Origin of the sequence: Kitasatospora aureofaciens, assembly GCF_001188955.3 — a bacterium.
Taxonomy (GTDB): domain Bacteria; phylum Actinomycetota; class Actinomycetes; order Streptomycetales; family Streptomycetaceae; genus Kitasatospora; species Kitasatospora aureofaciens.
The window spans coordinates 61,315-75,676 of the sequence record NZ_JPRF03000027.1; the positions used below are offsets into that span (position 1 = coordinate 61,315).

The window sequence follows — 14,362 nt, forward strand, 5'->3', positions numbered from 1 at the left end:
CGGCCGTGCCGGGGCAGACTGACTGCGGGGGCCACCCGCGGGAGTCTTCGGAGACGGCCCATGCCGCAGATGACGGTGGACGGACGCACCCTCGCCCTGTCCCACCTCGACAAGGTGTACTACCCGCGCGTCGGCACCCTGAAGGGCGACGTGCTGCGCTACTACGCCGCCGTGCACACCGTCCTGCTCCCCCATCTGCGCGACCGCCCGGTGTCCTTCCTACGCTGCCCGGACGGTGTGGAGGCGGAGGTGTTCGTCGCCAAGAACCCGCCGCCGGGCACCCCGGAGTGGGTGCGCACGGTGGACGTGCCCAGCACCGGCGGCGAGCTGCGCCAGGTGGTGCTGGAGGACGGCGCGGCGCTGCTGGCGGTCGCCAACCTGGGCTGCCTGGAACTGCACGTCCCGCAGTGGCACGCCGCCGCGCCGGCCCTGGCGGACCGGCTGGTCCTGGACCTTGATCCGGGCGAGGGCGCGAACGTCCTCACCTGCCGGGCGGTCGCGCTGCTGCTGCGCGAGCGGCTGGCCGCGGACGGGCTGTCGGCCTGGGTGAAGACCTCCGGCTCCAAGGGCCTGCACCTGCTGGTGCCGATCGAGCCGACGCCCAGTGCCACGGTCTCCGGGTACGCGAAGGCGCTGGCCGCCGCGCTGGAGGTCGAGCACCCGGACCTGGTGGTGCACACCATGGCCAAGGCCCGCCGCCGGGGCCGGGTGCTGGTCGACTGGTCGCAGAACAACGCCAAGAAGACCACCGCCGCTCCGTACACCCTGCGCGCCCGGCCACTGCCGACGGTCTCCACCCCGCTGTCCTGGGGCGAGCTCGAACGGGCGAGCGGGGAGACCGAGCTGGTCTTCACACTCGCCGAGCTGCCGGGACGGCTGGCGGCGCACGGCGACCTGTTCGCGCCGCTGCTGGACCCCGAGCAGGCCCGGCCGCTGCCCGCCGCACCCACGGCCCGGGAGGCGCCCGCCGCACCCACCGCCCGGCCGGCCCCGGAGCAGCCCCGGCAGGTGCTGCAGCCGCCCGTCGAGGTGATGCGCCCCGCCGCCGTCACCGCCGTGCCGCCCGCCGACGGGCTGGGCGGGGGCGGCGTGCAGTACGAGCTGAAGCTGGACGGCTTCCGCTGCGTCGCCTTCGCCCGCGGTGACCGTCCGGCGTTCCTGCAGTCCCGCAGCGGCCGCGACCTCGCCCCCGAGTTCCCGCCGATCGCCGCCGCCGTCGCCCGGCTGCCGGAGGGGCTGGTGCTGGACGCCGAGCTGGTCGCCTGGCGGGCCGGGCGGTTCGCCTTCGAGGAGCTGCTGCACACCCGCCAGGCCCGGGCCGCTGCAGCGGACGTGGTGCTCGGGCTGATCGCCTTCGACCTGCTCGCCCTGCCCGGCCGCGACGTCCGGCGCCTGCCGCTCACCGACCGGCGCCGCCTGCTACTGGCCGCCCTGGCCGACGTCCCGCCGCCGATCCAGCCGGTGATGGCCACCACGGACCGGACGGAGGCGCTGGAGTGGGTGGAGCAGCTGGCCGACACCGGCGTGGAGGGCCTGGTCTGCAAGGCCGCGGCCTCCCCCTACCGAGCGCGCGGCGCGGGCCGCGCCTGGGTCAAGTACCGGCGCAGCGACACCCTGGACGCCACCGTCCGCGCCCTCACCGGTCCGGCCTCCCGGCCGTACGCGCTGGTGCTCCAACTCGACGACGGCCGGGTGTTCCTCACCACCCCCAGGCTCACCCCCGTCCAGGCCCGCGAGGTCGCCCAGGTCGCCGGGCCGTTGCTCGGGCCGCCCGCAACCGACCCCGACCACGGCCGGGTGCACCCGCTCACCGGCCCGCTGCGCGCCGAACTCACCCTCACCGGGCGCCCGCCCACTGCCACCTTCGTCCGGTTGCGCGGGGACTGACCCACGGAGTCCACCGGAGCGGGTTCAGCTCGTCCGGGGTCAGGCCTGAGGGCACACCATGCGTGCGCGCCTCACGTGCGCCGCTTCGCCACCGCGTGAACGAACTCGGTGACCAGCGCGTCCTCGAACACCGGCAGGTCCGCCGGCTTGCGGCTGGTCACCAGCGGGCCCGGCCCGTCCCGGCAGACGTGCACCTCCTCGTCCACCCACCGGGCACCCGCGTTGACCAGGTCCGTCCGCAGGCTCGGCCAGGAGGTGAGGGTGCGGCCGCGGACGGCGTCGGCCTCGATCAGCGTCCACGCGGCGTGGCAGATCGCCGCCACCGGGCGGCCGGAGGCGCAGCACGCGTGCACGAAGGAGACCGCCGCCCGGTCCAGCCGCAGCTGGTCCGGGTTGGCGACGCCGCCGGGCAGCACCAGCCCGTCGTAGTCGGCCGGGTCCGCCTCCGCGACCGGGCCGTCCACCGCGAAGGTGTCGCCGGGCTCGTGGTGCCGGACGGCCCGGACCCAACCGGGGGCGGTGGAGAGCAGGCGCGGGACGCCGCCGGACTCGGCGACCGCCTGCCAGGGCGAGGTGAGTTCCTGCTGCTCGACGCCGTACGGGGCGACCAGGAACGCGATCGTCCGGCCGGTCAGGGTGGTCAGCGGCCAGCCCATGGCTCAGTGCGGGCGGCGGGTGGTGAGGTCCTCGGCGGGCGGCGGGGCGGTGCCGACCCGGGCGCGGGGGCAGTCGAGGTGGACGGTGCGGTCCAGGTGGTCGACCCTGGCGACCAGGCCGACCGGAACGAGCACCCGGGCGCCCGGCACCCAGGGCTCGGCGTCGACCATCAGGTGGTCTCCGCCGTCCTGCTCGACCCGGCCGAGCGGGCCGTCGGTGGCGTGCACCTCGTACCCGACCAGGGCGAGGTCGGCGGCGGGGTGGGAGCCCGGGCGGTACTCCCACAGGTCGGTACTCATGGGCACCTCGCGGTGGTTCGGTCCCCCGTCACGTCGCGCCTGCAATTCATGTCACGCCTCCGGACGGTCCCAGGGGCGGCGCTCGGGCCGGTCCCAGGGGCGCCGCTCGCGCCGCTCCTCCCGCGCCGGACCGGCGGGCTCGGCCCGGCCGGCCCCCCGGCGCCGCCGCAGCAGCTCGGTGGCGGCCACCGAGGCGGCCACCGAGGCGGCCCAGACCACCCCGAGGGCGACGAGCACGGCGGTGGTCGGGGTGCGCATCCCGATGCCGAGACAGATCGACGTCATCACGAGCACGGTCAGCAGCACCCCGGCCGAGATCCGGCGCCCGGCGGCGTGCAGCGCGCGGAGGACCCGGTTCGGCGGCTTCGCCCCCATCGTGCTCAACTTCCGGTCGAGACGCGTGTCCTGGCGCAGGTCGGACTCGATCTCCTCCAGGAGCCGCCGCTCCCATCCGCTCAACGCGGGTCCGTCCATCTCGGTCACCTCCGACATTCCGGTGACGTGCTCGCATCCGGGCGGTTGCCCGGTACGGGGCGGCGTCAACCGCTCCGGGGAGCGCCTGTTCCGGCGTCCACGCGCCCGAAGGCCCGGGGACGGGCGAGCAGGCTGTCGTCCAGGACACCCAGCAGGGCGGTGGCGTCGCGGTGGACCTCGACCGCGCCGGCCGCCCGCAGCTCGGAACCGGCGTCCCCGCCGGTCTCCAGGGCGACGCAGGGCACCCCGAGCCGCCGCGCCGCCAGCACCTCCCGCACGCTCCCGGCGACGGCGACGGCGTGCTGGGGCTCGCCGTCCACCAGCTCCAGGGCGGCCCGTACGGGCTCGCCGCCGGGGTCGGCAACGGTCAGGACGGGTACCCCGGGCGGTCGGGGGCCCGTCAGCACGACCGTCCAGCCGCGTGCGGCGCACTCGCGCAGCAACTCGGCGCCGCCGGGCAGCCGGGGCCGCCAGTCGGTACCGAAGAGAGCCGCCGAGATCACCGTCATGGTCACCGCTCCCGCTGCCGTGCTTCCGCGCCTCCGCCGCAGGCCACGCACCGTGCGCGCCCTTCCAGGTTAGGACGGCGCGGCGCGGCGCGCTGCCTGCCGGGGCACGGGCGCCCGCGCCGGCGAAACCCGCTTGGCGGGCGCTGCGCGGGCCGCCATACTCCGGACGTTCGCGGGCGAGCGGGAGGGGAACGCGTGGCGGTGTTCGGGTGCGCGGGGTGCGGTGCGGAGCTGACCGCGCCGGTGACGGAGGTGGCGCTGCCGCCGCACGCGCACCGCGAGGGCGGGGACCGGTACCTGCCGCCGCTGCTGGAGCCGGGGACCTTCGCCCTCGACCCGGAGCCCTCCGAGCGACCCTGGCGCCCCTGGTCCTCTATCAGCCCGGCGGAGGCCGCCGCCCTGGGTGTGTACGCGCCGGTCGACGGGCTGTGGTCCGGCGACGGCGGCGCCGCCCTGCTGGCCCCGGGCGACACCCGCGGCACCGCGCTGATCCCGGAGCGGTGCGACGGCTGCTGCGCCTGTGCCGGAGGTCCCAACCTGGCCTGCGAGCGGTGCGGGCGGACGGTGGGCGCCCGGATCGACGACTGCTACCGCTGGCAGGCGGTCTGGCTGTACCCCCGGGCCGTACGACGGCTCCCGGTCCAGGGACCGGCCCGGCCGGCCGGGGACGGCTGGACGGCTGCCCCCACGCCGCCCGTCGAGCCCCTCGGTTGGTGGAGCGACCGGTGGAGCGCCGCGGTCGGGGCCGCGCTGGCCGAGGTCCTGGCGGCCTCCGGCGGCGCGCCGGTGGCGGTGGCGCCGGGCCTGCTCGCCGAGACCTTCGGCCGCACCCTGCAGCGGCTGCTCCCGGCCGGCGCCCCGGTCCGCACCCTGGGCCCGGCCGGGCCCGGGCTCACCCCCGCCCCGATGCCGGACATCGCCCTCGTCCCCCGCCACCCGTGGACCGGCGCCGCCTGGCGGCCGCCCTCCGGCGGCACGGTGCCCGTCCCGCTGGACGCCGGGGTGTGGACGTACCTCGCCTTCCCGCCCGTCCGCCCCACCACCCGGCTGCCCGCCGGGGAGGAACGCGACGACCCGCTGCCGCTGCGCCCGAACCGGCTGTTCGAGCCCGACCGGCGCCTGCTGCGCCACCGCCTCGCCCGGCTGCCCGCCGTCCGGCAGCCCTGGCTGCGCGCGATCTACGATCGGCTCGGCGACCGCCGCCACCACTCCCGGACCGCAACGGAGGGCACCCCATGAGGATCAACCTGACCACCGTGTTCGTCGACGACCAGGACAAGGCGCTGCGCTTCTACACCGAGGTGCTGGGCTTCGTGAAGAAGGAGGAGGTCCCGCTCGGCGAGCACCGCTGGCTCACGGTGGTCTCCCCCGAACAGCCCGACGGCACCGAACTGCTGCTGGAGCCCGACAACCACCGCGCCGTCAAGCCCTACAAGGCGGCCCTGGTCGAGGACGGCATCCCCGCCGCCCAGTTCGCGGTGGACAACGTGCACGCCGAGTACGACCGTCTGCACCGGCTCGGCGTGCGCTTCACCCAGGAGCCGACGGCGCTCGGCCCGGTCACCGTCACCGTGCTGGACGACACCTGCGGCAACCTCATCCAGCTCGCCCAGTTCCACCGCTAGCCCGGCAGAACGAACCAAGCGGACAAACGAACCAGCCGGGCCGCCCGCCGGCTGCGAGCTGCGGCAACTCCTCGGCTGCGGAGCACAGTTCGTGCTGCGCCGCGGGTACCCAGCTCTGTTCCGACGGCCGCCGCGAGCATGGGCCCGGCACCCGGCTCAGACCCGCCCTCGCTGCTCGGACGGTCGCGAACCACGCGCCGCCACCCGACTGTTGGACGTGGCGACGGCGAGGTCGCGGACCAGGAGCAGTGCGCCGGCGGCCAGTAGGGCGGCGGGGATGCCGGTCCAGGCGACGGTGAGGCCGATGGCCGTGTCGGAGCGGGCGAGCAGGCTCTGGGCGCAGGCGAGGCTGAAGGCGCCGCCGAGTTGCTTGGCGAGGGCGGAGCCCGCCGTGGCGGTGCCCATGTCGGCGGGCGGTACGCAGCTCTGGGTGGCCATGGTCAGGCCGCCCATCGCCGGGCCGGTGCCCAGCCCGATGAGCAGCAGGAGAACGGACGTCAGGGGAACGGGAGTTGACGGTCCGAGGGTGAGCAGCCCGGCCGTGCCGACGGTGAGCAGCGCGGCACCGGTCAGCAGGACGGAGCGGACCTGCCGTCCGCGCGTGACGGCGGCCGCGGTGAGCCGGTTGCCGACCGCCATGCCGATCAGCAGCGGCAGGAGCAGCAGGCCGGAGGCGGTGGCGGAGTAGCCGCGCCGGTGCTGGAAGTACAGCGGCAGGAGGATCCCCACCGGCATGGCTGCGACCTGGAAGAGGAATCCGGCGGCCAGCAGCGCCGAGTAGGTGCGGTTGCGGAACAGCCGCAGTGGGAGCACGGGTACGGCGGCCCGCCGTTCGACCGGGATCAGGACTGCGAGCAGGGCGAGTCCGCCGAGCAGGCAGCCGCCGACCGCCGGGTCGCTCCACCGCCCGGCGGAGGCGTTGCCCTTGAGGCCGAGGCCGATCAGGACCAGGCCGAGTCCGCTGGTGAGCAGCAGGACCCCGGCCGTGTCGAGCCGGTCGGTCGGCGCGGTGGCGGGGCGGCATTGCGGGAGCACCAGGGCGATCAGCAGCCAGGCCGCCAGGCCGAGCGGGAGGTTGAGCCGGAACGCCCAGCGCCATCCGGCGTGGTCGGCGAGGAGGCCGCCGAGGATCGGGCCGCCGATCATGCCGAGGACCGTCATGGCGGCCAGGACGGTCTGCATCCGGATCAGGCCCTGCGGACGGGACGGCGGGTGGAGGTCGCGGATCAGGGCCATGCCGAGGGTGAGCAGGGCGCCTGCACCCAGGCCCTGCACCGCGCGGGAGGCCACCAGTACCGGCATGGTGGTGGCCAGGGCGCAGGCGGTCGAGCCGGCCAGGAAGACGGCGAGCCCGCCGAGGAGTAACCGCCGTCGCCCGTAGAGGTCGGAGAAGCGACCGTAGACCGGCACGCTGACGGACGAGGTCAGCAGGTAGGCGGTGACCAGCCAGACGTACCAGGTGCCGCCGCCCCCGACCTGCTGGGCGATCCGGGGCAGTGCGGTGCCGACCACCGTGCCGTCGAGCACGGCGAGGAAGGCGCAACCGAGCAGCGCCGCGGTGGCCAGGGTCCGGTGGCGGGACCGGAGGTCCTGGTAGGGGTTCACGCCTCCCCCGTGGTGGCGATCGCGCCGTGCAGGAAGAGGTCGACGAGTTCCCCGGTGGACAGCGGGTCGGGCATGCCCGCGCGGCCGGTGGACATCAGCAGCAGCTGGAAGGTGCCGGCGAGCCGTTCGGGGGCCAGCCGGAGGCGGTCGCGATCGGGTTCGAACAGGGCGGCGAGCGCCGCGCGGGGTGCGGCCAGGCCGGCTTCGCGGTCGGCTGACCGGCGCGCTTCGGCGGGTGCGGGGCGCTCGGCGCGTTCCGGGCGCCCGGCTCCGGCGAGGGCTCCGATGACGGCGCCGACCCGGGCCAGGTGGCCGCTCAGCACGTCGGCCGCCTCGGTGAGCCGGTCAGCGAGCGGCTGGTCGAGTTCGATCGCGGCCAGGTGGGCGACGGCGTCGTCGGGGCGGAGGGCCTCGGCCAGGCAGGCGGCGAGCAGGGCGTCCTTGTCGGCGAAGACGCGGAAGATCGTGCCCTCGCCGATGCCGGCCGCACGGGCGATCTTCGCGGTGGTCACCGCGGCGCCGTACTCGACGACCAGCGGGAGCGCGGCCGCGACGATCATGGCGCGGCGCTGCTCGGGGTCCATGGCCGGCGCACGGCGCCGGGCGGGCTGGGTGGAGGGGTTCTCTGCCATGCCTCCAAGTTACGGAGTGAGTACTCACTCCGTCAATGGGACACGAGGAAGCGCGCACGGCCCGGGGGCGTGCGCGCTTCCTCGACCCGGCGCGCTACGCGGGGTCGGACGCCAGCCGCGCGTGCAGGTGCTCGTCGTTGTACGGGCCGTCGCCGTAGCGGAAGGAGGCCCGCAGGGTGCCCTCGTACGGGAAGCCGGCCCGGATGGCGACCCGGCAGGAGGCCTCGTTGCCCACGGCGTGGTAGAGCTCGATGCGGCGGACTCCGGCGGTGCGGACGCCCCAGGCGGTGACGGCGGTGGTGGCCCGGGTGGCGAGGCCGCGGCCGCGGGCGGCGGTGAGCAGCCAGTAGCCGACCATGGCGACGCCCTCGTCCCGGTCGGACCAGCGCAGGGCGACGTTGCCGCACAGGGCGCCGTCGGCAGCGTCGGTGATGGCGAACGAGGCCGTGCTGCCCTCGGCCCAGCGGGCATCGGCGCGGTCGAGGTAGGCCTCGGCGCCCGCGAGGTCGGTGGCGTCGCGCAGCGGATTCCAGCGGGCGACCTCCGGGTCGGCCGCGGCCGCCGTCACGGCGGCGAGGGTCCCGCCGGGCAGGTCGAGGCCGCGGCCCCATGGCCGGAGCAGGACGTCGCCCAGGTCGAGGACGTCGGGACGGAGGAGACGCTGGTCGGTCGCCGGGTCACTGGTGGTCACCCCGCCTTCCTACCCCCGTCTCCCCCGCGGCCGCCAGCGATTAATCCGGTACGGGGCGCGGCCCCTACGGCAGCGCGACGCCGACCGTCGCGGCCCAGATGCTGTCGTTCGAGGCCGTGGGCGCGACCGCGCTGCCCCAGGCCAGCACCAGCCGGTCGGGCGCCGGAGCGGAGAACCCGAAGGTGTCCCCGGGCCACACCGTGCTCGTACCGAAGTTCCGGGAGACCCGGACCGGGGCGGACAGCCAGCCCCGCGTGGTCAAGAAGGTCCGGAGGTACTGCGCGTAGCCGCGCGGGTCGCTGCTCGACAGCCAGCCGACATAGGCCGTCCCGGGCGGTCCGGCCACGACCTGCATGACGTGCGGGACGTTCAGCGTGTCGGAGGGCACCTGCACCGGGGTGGACCAGGTCGCCCCGTGGTCCTGGGAGTACGACAGCCACCCGGTGTCGCTGTTCGAGCCCTGGGTGTCCCAGGTCGCGTACAGCGTCCCGTCCGGGCCGAGCGCCTCGCTCCCGTCGATCCACCACTCGCTGTTGTTCATCGACCCGGCGCCGCCGCCGACCCGCACCGGCGGTGACCAGGTCGCGCCGCCGTCGGTGGAGCGGGTCGCGTAGGTGTGGGCGACGGTCAGGTTGTCGGTCGGGACGTCGGTGACGACGTAGCCCTGGTAGAGCACGTCGATCGAGCCGTCCGCCTCGACCGTGACGGGCGCGCTGTCGGCCCCGCTGTTCGGGTAGCCGGGGCTGATGTGCGACATCGCGCTCCAGGTCCGGCCGCCGTCGGTGGACTTCTGCAGCACCGCGTTGACATCGCCGGTGGCGAAGGAGCAACTGCCGGACGCCGCGCAGACGAAGGTCACCGCCGCCGCGCTCGGCCCGTAGTCCCAGGTCAGGTAGAGCGTCCCGTCCGGGCCGGCGGTGACGAAGTCCCGGTCGCCCCAGTTGTTCGCGTCCGGCGGGGTGATCTGGCCGGCGGTCTTGAAGCTGGCGCCGTGGTCGGTGCTGACGTCCACGACGGGGAAGGTCAGGCCGGAGCGGGCGACCATGAACGCCACGTAGATCGCACCGTCGGGCGCGACGGTGATCGCGGGGTCCCAGGACCTGCTGCCGTTCTGTCCGGTGCTGCCGGGCAGCGTGAGCGGCGAACCGAAGGTGGAGCCGCCGTCCCGTGAGCCGGCGAAGCCGATGCCCTTGCAGCCCATCCAGGCGTCGTAGACGGCGTTCACCGCCGGATCGACGGCCTGTATGGTCTCGGCGTTCTGCCCGGAGCAGGGGGCCGAGATGTTCGTCGGGGTGCTGATCGCGTAGGCGGCGTCCGCGCGGGCGGCCGGGCCCGCGGGGACGGCGGTGCCGACCGGCGCGGCCTGCGCCGGACCGGTGGTGAGGGCGATGACGGTGGCTCCGGCACAGAGGCCGACGAGCAGGGATCTGAGCCTGCCGGGACGTGCGCGCACGGGCTGATCTCCTCGGAGTGGAAGGGAGCCTGGGGGAACCTTGCGCGGAAGTGGCGGGCCGTCAGCAGCACGGCCGCGACCCGCCTCCGGACGGATTCCCCCGGGCGCCGGTCGCGAAGCCGCGCAGCTGTGGAGACAGCTCGGACGTCGTGTGCGCGGCCGGTTCAGATCCCGGAAGGCCGCGCAGGGGTCTTGCGCTGTCCCCGCGTGGCGGGATCGGAACCAGGCGATCGGACCCGTCTGGTCGGCCGACCGTCCGAACGCCGGACTCCGGTTGCGCCGCTCTCAGCGCCCCGGGGCGACCCGGCCGATCAGGTGCAGCAGCCGGTCCAGGGCGTCCTTGGAGTTGGGCTCGGTCAGGTTCACCATCAGCCGGAACGCCACCTTCAGCAGCGCCGGGTGGCCGAGTCCGGCGGCGCCCGCGGCGCCGAGCAGCCGGGGGCGGCCGAGCAGGTCGGCGGCCAGCCGCCCGAGGGCGAAGTAGCCGGCGTAGGCGGAGCGCAGCTTCTGCGGGTAGGCGCGCAGGGCGAGTTCGCGGCCGCGGTCGGTGCGGCGGGCGTGCGCCTGGACGATCGTCTCGGCGGCGTAGCGGCCGGATTCCATCGCGTAGGCGATGCCCTCGCCGGTGCCGGGGCTGACCGTGCCGCCCGCGTCGCCGATCAGCAACAGCCCGTCGGCGTAGTGGGGTTGGCGGTTGAGGCCCATCGGGAGGGCGGATCCGCGGATCGGCTCGGTGACGGCCTCGGGGGTGTAGGCGTAGCCGGGCGGCAGGTCGGCGCACCAGCGCCGCAGCAGGTCGCGCCAGTCGAGGTCGGTGCCGGTCGTGTCGAGGACGCCGAGGCCGACGTTGGCCGTGCCGTCGCCCATGCCGAACACCCAGGCGTAGCCGGGCAGGAGGCGACGGGCGGGGTCGTTGGAGTCGCGCAGGTCGAGCCAGGCCTCCAGATAGCGGTCGTCGTGGCGCGGGGTGGTGAAGTAGGTGCGGTAGGCCACGCCCATCGCGCGGTCGGTGCGCCGGTAGCGCTTCATCGCGACCGACAGCCGGGTGGAGTTGCCGTCGGCGGCGACCACGATCGGGGCCCGGTACTCGACGGGCCTGCGCTCCTCGCCGAGCTTGACGCTGACGCCGGTGATCCGCCCGGACCGCTCGTCCGTCAACGGGCCCGCCACATTGGCCCGTTCGACCAGCCGGGCGCCGGCCGCGGCGGCCTTCCGGGCGAGCAGTTCGTCGAAGTCGGCGCGGCGGCGCACCAGTCCGTGGCCGGGGAAGGCCGAGAGCTCGGGCCAGTCGAACTCCATCGAGCGGTGCCCGGAGATCAGCCGCAGACCGCGGTGGTGCAGCCAGCCCGCCTCCTCGGAGACGTCGATGCCCATGTCGACCAGCTGCTTGACGGTGCGCGGGGTGAGGCCGTCACCGCAGACCTTCTCGCGCGGGAAGGCGGACTTCTCCAGCAGCAGGACGTCCAGGCCGGTGCGGGCGAGGTGGTAGGCCGCGGTGGAGCCGGCCGGGCCGGCGCCGACCACGATGACGTCGGCACTGTCCTCGGTCGGGGCGGTCGGCTGCCGCTCCGGTCGCACCTGCTGGTCTGGGCCGGGCATCGAGCACTCCCCCTGGGTCGGATCGGTTCCAGACGGACGATAGAGAACCCCGCGTTCCGCCGGCCGCCCCGACACGCGGGCCCGGCCCCGGACCGGCCAATACCGGCCATCGCATGTCCCGCCTGCGGCGCGCACGAGTCCAACACAATCGGGTGATCAGATTGTTGCGCGGGACTAATCGGACCAACTGCTCTCAGCGTGGCATTTCGGCCAAACCTCCCTTGCGTCGCGTTTCCCACTACGGGAACTTTTGTGCCCCTCACGTCGTACGAATCCGGTCCCCGGCCCGGCGGCCGACCGAGAGCTCCCTCCCACCCCACAGGCTCGTCCCGGCCTGCCGTCACCCCGATGGAACACGCATGCACATCCGCTCCACCGCCGCACGCTCCCTGGTGGCCGTCCCGACCGCCGCCGCCCTGATGCTGCTCGCCCCCGTCGCGCACGCCGCCGCCGGTGGCAACGGCAACGGCAAGGGCCACCCCGGCAACAACGGCACCGTCAAGATCCACGACGCCGCCACCGGCCAGGAGGACGTGCGCAACGAGCCCAAGGTCTGCACCTTCTACCTGGACTCCTTCGGCTTCGACCCGAACCAGGACGTGCTCTGGGCGATCTTCGACATGGACGACATGACCGAGCCGGTCGTGTACGGCGACCTCCCGGTCGACGACAAGGGCCACATCCGCACCGAGGACATCAACCTGCCGGACGGCCACTACAAGCTGTTCTGGAAGGCCGTTCCGCTGGTCGACGGGGAACTGCCGGAGCACCCGGACGTCAGCAACCCCAAGCAGAAGGTCTTCAAGGTCGACTGCGGCGGCCAGACCCCGACCGGCAAGCCGACCGCCACCGGCACCCCGACCAAGGCCCCGTCGGCCAGCCCGACCGCCGTGCCGAGCACCACCCCCTCGCACACCCCCACCCCCTCGCACACCCCCACCCCCTCGCACACCCCGACCCCGTCGCAGACGCCCGCGCCGTCGCACTCGGCCACGCCGCCCGCCACCCCGACGCCCACCGTCCCGGCCCCCACCACCCCGGCGCCGACCACCCGGCCACGGAGCCCGCGAAGACCCCCGCGCCCACCACCCCGGCCGCCGAGGTCCCGACCGGCGCGCCCAGCGACGCCCCGAGCGCCGGCCCGTCCACCCCGCCGACCGCCACCGTCCCGGTGCACCCCGGCGCCGGCACCAAGGTCACCCCGGACCAGCCGCTGGTCGTGCCGGCCAAGGTCAGCGTCCCGACCCCGATCCCGGGCGCCTCGGACGGCAAGAAGCTGGCCTCCACCGGCAGCGACGGCACCCTGCTGTACGCGGGTGCCGGCACCGCCCTGCTGATCGCCGGCGCGGGCGCGGTGGTCTACACCCGCCGTCGCCGCACCTCCTCCTGACGACCCCCAGGAGCCTGCGGCACCGCTGAGGTGCCGCAGGAGACCCGATGACGCCGCCTCCGGAGGTCTGAGCCCTCCGGAGGCCGCAGGGCCGCGTCTGAGCCGCGGCACCCGGAGCCCCGCCCGCCCGCACTCGCGCGGGCGCCACGGGCGCGTCCCGCGGATCCTGTCGCGCACCCGGCGAAGATCCGCAGGACGCGCCCCGGGGCTCCCGGCCGTGACCCGCCCCTCCCAGCGGGCCCGGCCGGAGACGACGGAAGCCCCTGACCGCACGGGGGGACGTGTCAGGGGCTTCCGTTCTTCACCACGGCCACCACGGCCTCAGTGGTTCACCCTTCTCACGGATTCACCGCCAGCACCATGAACTCCGCCAGCACCCCCAGGTGCAGCGCGCCCTGCAGCAGGGTCGCCCGGCGCGGGATGACGGTCAGCGTGCCGAGCACGACCGTGAGGGTCAGCAGCACCATGTGCGACGGCGCGAGGCCGAGGACGAGCGGGCCGGACAGCCAGATGGAGGCGATCGCGACCGCCGGATGGTCAGGCCGATGCTGGCCAGCGCCGAGCCCAGGGCCAGGTTGAGGCTGGTCTGCACCCGGTTGCGCACGGCCGAGCGCAACGCCGCGATGGTCTCCGGCAGCAGCACCAGTATGGCGATCACCACGCCGACCACCGCGTGCGGCAGCCCGGCGTCGTCCACCACGGACTCGATGGTCGGCGAGACGCCCTTGGCCAGTCCCACGACCGACACCAGCGCGACGGCGAGCAGCAGCAGGCTGACCCCGGCGGCCCGGAGGGTGGGCGGGCCCACGTGGTCGTCGTCCTCGTCCCGGCGGATCCTGCCCTCCGGGGTGACGGGCAGGAAGTAGTCCCGGTGCCGCAGGGTCTGGGTGGTCACGAAGAGCCCGTACACCACGAGCGAGGCGGTGGCCGCGTAGCCGAGCTGGGTGGTGGAGAACTGCGGGCCCGGGGTGCTGGTGGTGAAGGTCGGCAGCACCATGCTGAGCGTGGCGAGGGTGGCGATGCAGGCGAGCGCCGTGCCGGTGCCCTCGGCGTTGAAGACAGCGGTGCGGTACCTGAGCGCGGCCACGATGATGGACAGACCCGTGATCCCGTTGCAGGTGATCATGACGGCGGCGAACACGGTGTCCCGGGCGAGGGTCGCGGACTTGTCCCCGCCGTCGGCCATCAGCGTCACGATCAGCGCGACCTCGATCACGGTGACCGCCACCGCGAGCACCAGCGACCGAACGGCTCCCCGGTCCAGTGGGCGATGACCTCGGCGTGGTGCACGGCCGCCAGCACCGCCCCGATCAGGAACAGCGCGACCACGCCGACCACCCAGCCGGGCAGGTCCTCGTGCCAGGTCAGGACGAGGACGACGAACGCCGCCACCGGGACGACGAGGGTCCATTGCGCGGAGGCCGCGCGGAGCTTCCTGATCATGCGCCCGAGGACCCCAGACCGGAGGCCGGCCACCCGGGCACCCGGGCACCCGGGCACCCGGGCACCCGGGCACCCGCGCCAGGATCCGTACGGATATG

14 protein-coding genes and 2 pseudogenes are annotated in these 14,362 nt (G+C 75.0%); 6 read left to right on the forward strand and 10 right to left on the reverse strand.

The genetic code is table 11. The annotated features are described in order from the left end of the window. Nucleotides 1–60: 60 nt before the first annotated feature. Together ligD and HS99_RS46805 are read left to right on the forward strand one after the other, a co-directional pair. Nucleotides 61–939: pseudogene (gene ligD, locus HS99_RS46800) on the forward strand (non-homologous end-joining DNA ligase); the annotation flags it as partial. Nucleotides 940–1,032: 93 nt separating this feature from the next. Further along, nucleotides 1,033–1,887: an ATP-dependent DNA ligase gene (locus HS99_RS46805; RefSeq protein ID WP_167344902.1), complete on the forward strand. Its 855-nt coding sequence runs from the start codon at nt 1,033–1,035 to the stop codon at nt 1,885–1,887. Between the two features lie 71 nt (nt 1,888–1,958). Here the strand turns inward: HS99_RS46805 and HS99_RS18630 are convergent, their stop codons facing one another. From HS99_RS18630 to HS99_RS42635, 4 genes are all read right to left on the reverse strand, one after another. After that, the gene (locus HS99_RS18630; RefSeq protein WP_030597067.1) at nt 1,959–2,543 is read right to left on the reverse strand and encodes a type 1 glutamine amidotransferase domain-containing protein; all 585 of its coding nucleotides are present in this window, start codon (nt 2,541–2,543) and stop codon (nt 1,959–1,961) included. Between the two features lie 3 nt (nt 2,544–2,546). Further along, the gene (locus HS99_RS18635) at nt 2,547–2,843 is read right to left on the reverse strand and encodes a hypothetical protein (RefSeq protein ID WP_046385690.1); all 297 of its coding nucleotides are present in this window, start codon (nt 2,841–2,843) and stop codon (nt 2,547–2,549) included. Between the two features lie 51 nt (nt 2,844–2,894). Next, a complete protein-coding gene (locus HS99_RS42630; RefSeq protein ID WP_157846529.1) occupies nt 2,895–3,317 on the reverse strand; it encodes a DUF3040 domain-containing protein in 423 nt (140 codons plus the stop codon). 65 nt (nt 3,318–3,382) lie between these two features. Further along, nucleotides 3,383–3,826 carry an HAD family hydrolase gene (locus tag HS99_RS42635; RefSeq protein ID WP_050366354.1) on the reverse strand — a complete coding sequence of 148 codons (444 nt, stop codon included), beginning with the start codon at nt 3,824–3,826 and terminating at the stop codon, nt 3,383–3,385. A gap of 195 nt (nt 3,827–4,021) precedes the next feature. Between HS99_RS42635 and HS99_RS18650 the strand changes: the two genes are divergently transcribed. Both HS99_RS18650 and HS99_RS18655 read left to right on the forward strand, forming a co-directional pair. Next, nucleotides 4,022–5,065, forward strand: coding sequence for a hypothetical protein (locus tag HS99_RS18650; protein WP_030557574.1), 1,044 nt, complete (start codon nt 4,022–4,024; stop codon nt 5,063–5,065). After that, entirely contained in the window at nt 5,062–5,451 is a 390-nt protein-coding gene (locus tag HS99_RS18655) for a VOC family protein (RefSeq protein WP_030280505.1), read from the forward strand. Before HS99_RS18650 ends, HS99_RS18655 begins: the two co-directional genes overlap by 4 nt. A gap of 156 nt (nt 5,452–5,607) precedes the next feature. Here the strand turns inward: HS99_RS18655 and HS99_RS18660 are convergent, their stop codons facing one another. The 5 genes from HS99_RS18660 to HS99_RS18680 all read right to left on the reverse strand — a co-directional run bounded on the left by HS99_RS18660 (nt 5,608) and on the right by HS99_RS18680 (nt 11,431). After that, nucleotides 5,608–7,056: an MFS transporter gene (locus HS99_RS18660; RefSeq protein WP_046386854.1), complete on the reverse strand. Its 1,449-nt coding sequence runs from the start codon at nt 7,054–7,056 to the stop codon at nt 5,608–5,610. Beyond that, complete coding sequence (locus HS99_RS18665) at nt 7,053–7,688, reverse strand: TetR/AcrR family transcriptional regulator (protein ID WP_030280510.1); 636 nt, start codon at nt 7,686–7,688, stop codon at nt 7,053–7,055. Before HS99_RS18665 ends, HS99_RS18660 begins: the two co-directional genes overlap by 4 nt. A 94-nt stretch (nt 7,689–7,782) precedes the next feature. Beyond that, nucleotides 7,783–8,379, reverse strand: coding sequence for a GNAT family N-acetyltransferase (locus HS99_RS18670; protein WP_046386855.1), 597 nt, complete (start codon nt 8,377–8,379; stop codon nt 7,783–7,785). A 64-nt stretch (nt 8,380–8,443) separates the two neighbouring features. Continuing rightward, nucleotides 8,444–9,832, reverse strand: coding sequence for a sialidase family protein (locus tag HS99_RS18675; RefSeq protein ID WP_030557577.1), 1,389 nt, complete (start codon nt 9,830–9,832; stop codon nt 8,444–8,446). A gap of 285 nt (nt 9,833–10,117) precedes the next feature. Next, nucleotides 10,118–11,431 carry a geranylgeranyl reductase family protein gene (locus tag HS99_RS18680; RefSeq protein ID WP_046386856.1) on the reverse strand — a complete coding sequence of 438 codons (1,314 nt, stop codon included), beginning with the start codon at nt 11,429–11,431 and terminating at the stop codon, nt 10,118–10,120. Nucleotides 11,432–11,790: 359 nt separating this feature from the next. On the opposite strand from HS99_RS18680, the gene HS99_RS46810 reads away from it, so the two are divergent. Both HS99_RS46810 and HS99_RS48440 read left to right on the forward strand, forming a co-directional pair. Beyond that, the gene (locus HS99_RS46810; protein WP_244915992.1) at nt 11,791–12,768 is read left to right on the forward strand and encodes a hypothetical protein; all 978 of its coding nucleotides are present in this window, start codon (nt 11,791–11,793) and stop codon (nt 12,766–12,768) included. Next, nucleotides 12,738–12,821 carry an LPXTG cell wall anchor domain-containing protein gene (locus HS99_RS48440; RefSeq protein WP_370863275.1) on the forward strand — a complete coding sequence of 28 codons (84 nt, stop codon included), beginning with the start codon at nt 12,738–12,740 and terminating at the stop codon, nt 12,819–12,821. The genes HS99_RS46810 and HS99_RS48440 overlap by 31 nt, the downstream gene beginning before the upstream one ends. A gap of 338 nt (nt 12,822–13,159) precedes the next feature. Here HS99_RS48440 and HS99_RS18700 read toward each other — a convergent pair. Then, nucleotides 13,160–14,264, reverse strand: a pseudogene (locus HS99_RS18700) (calcium:cation antiporter). Nucleotides 14,265–14,362 lie beyond the last annotated feature (98 nt).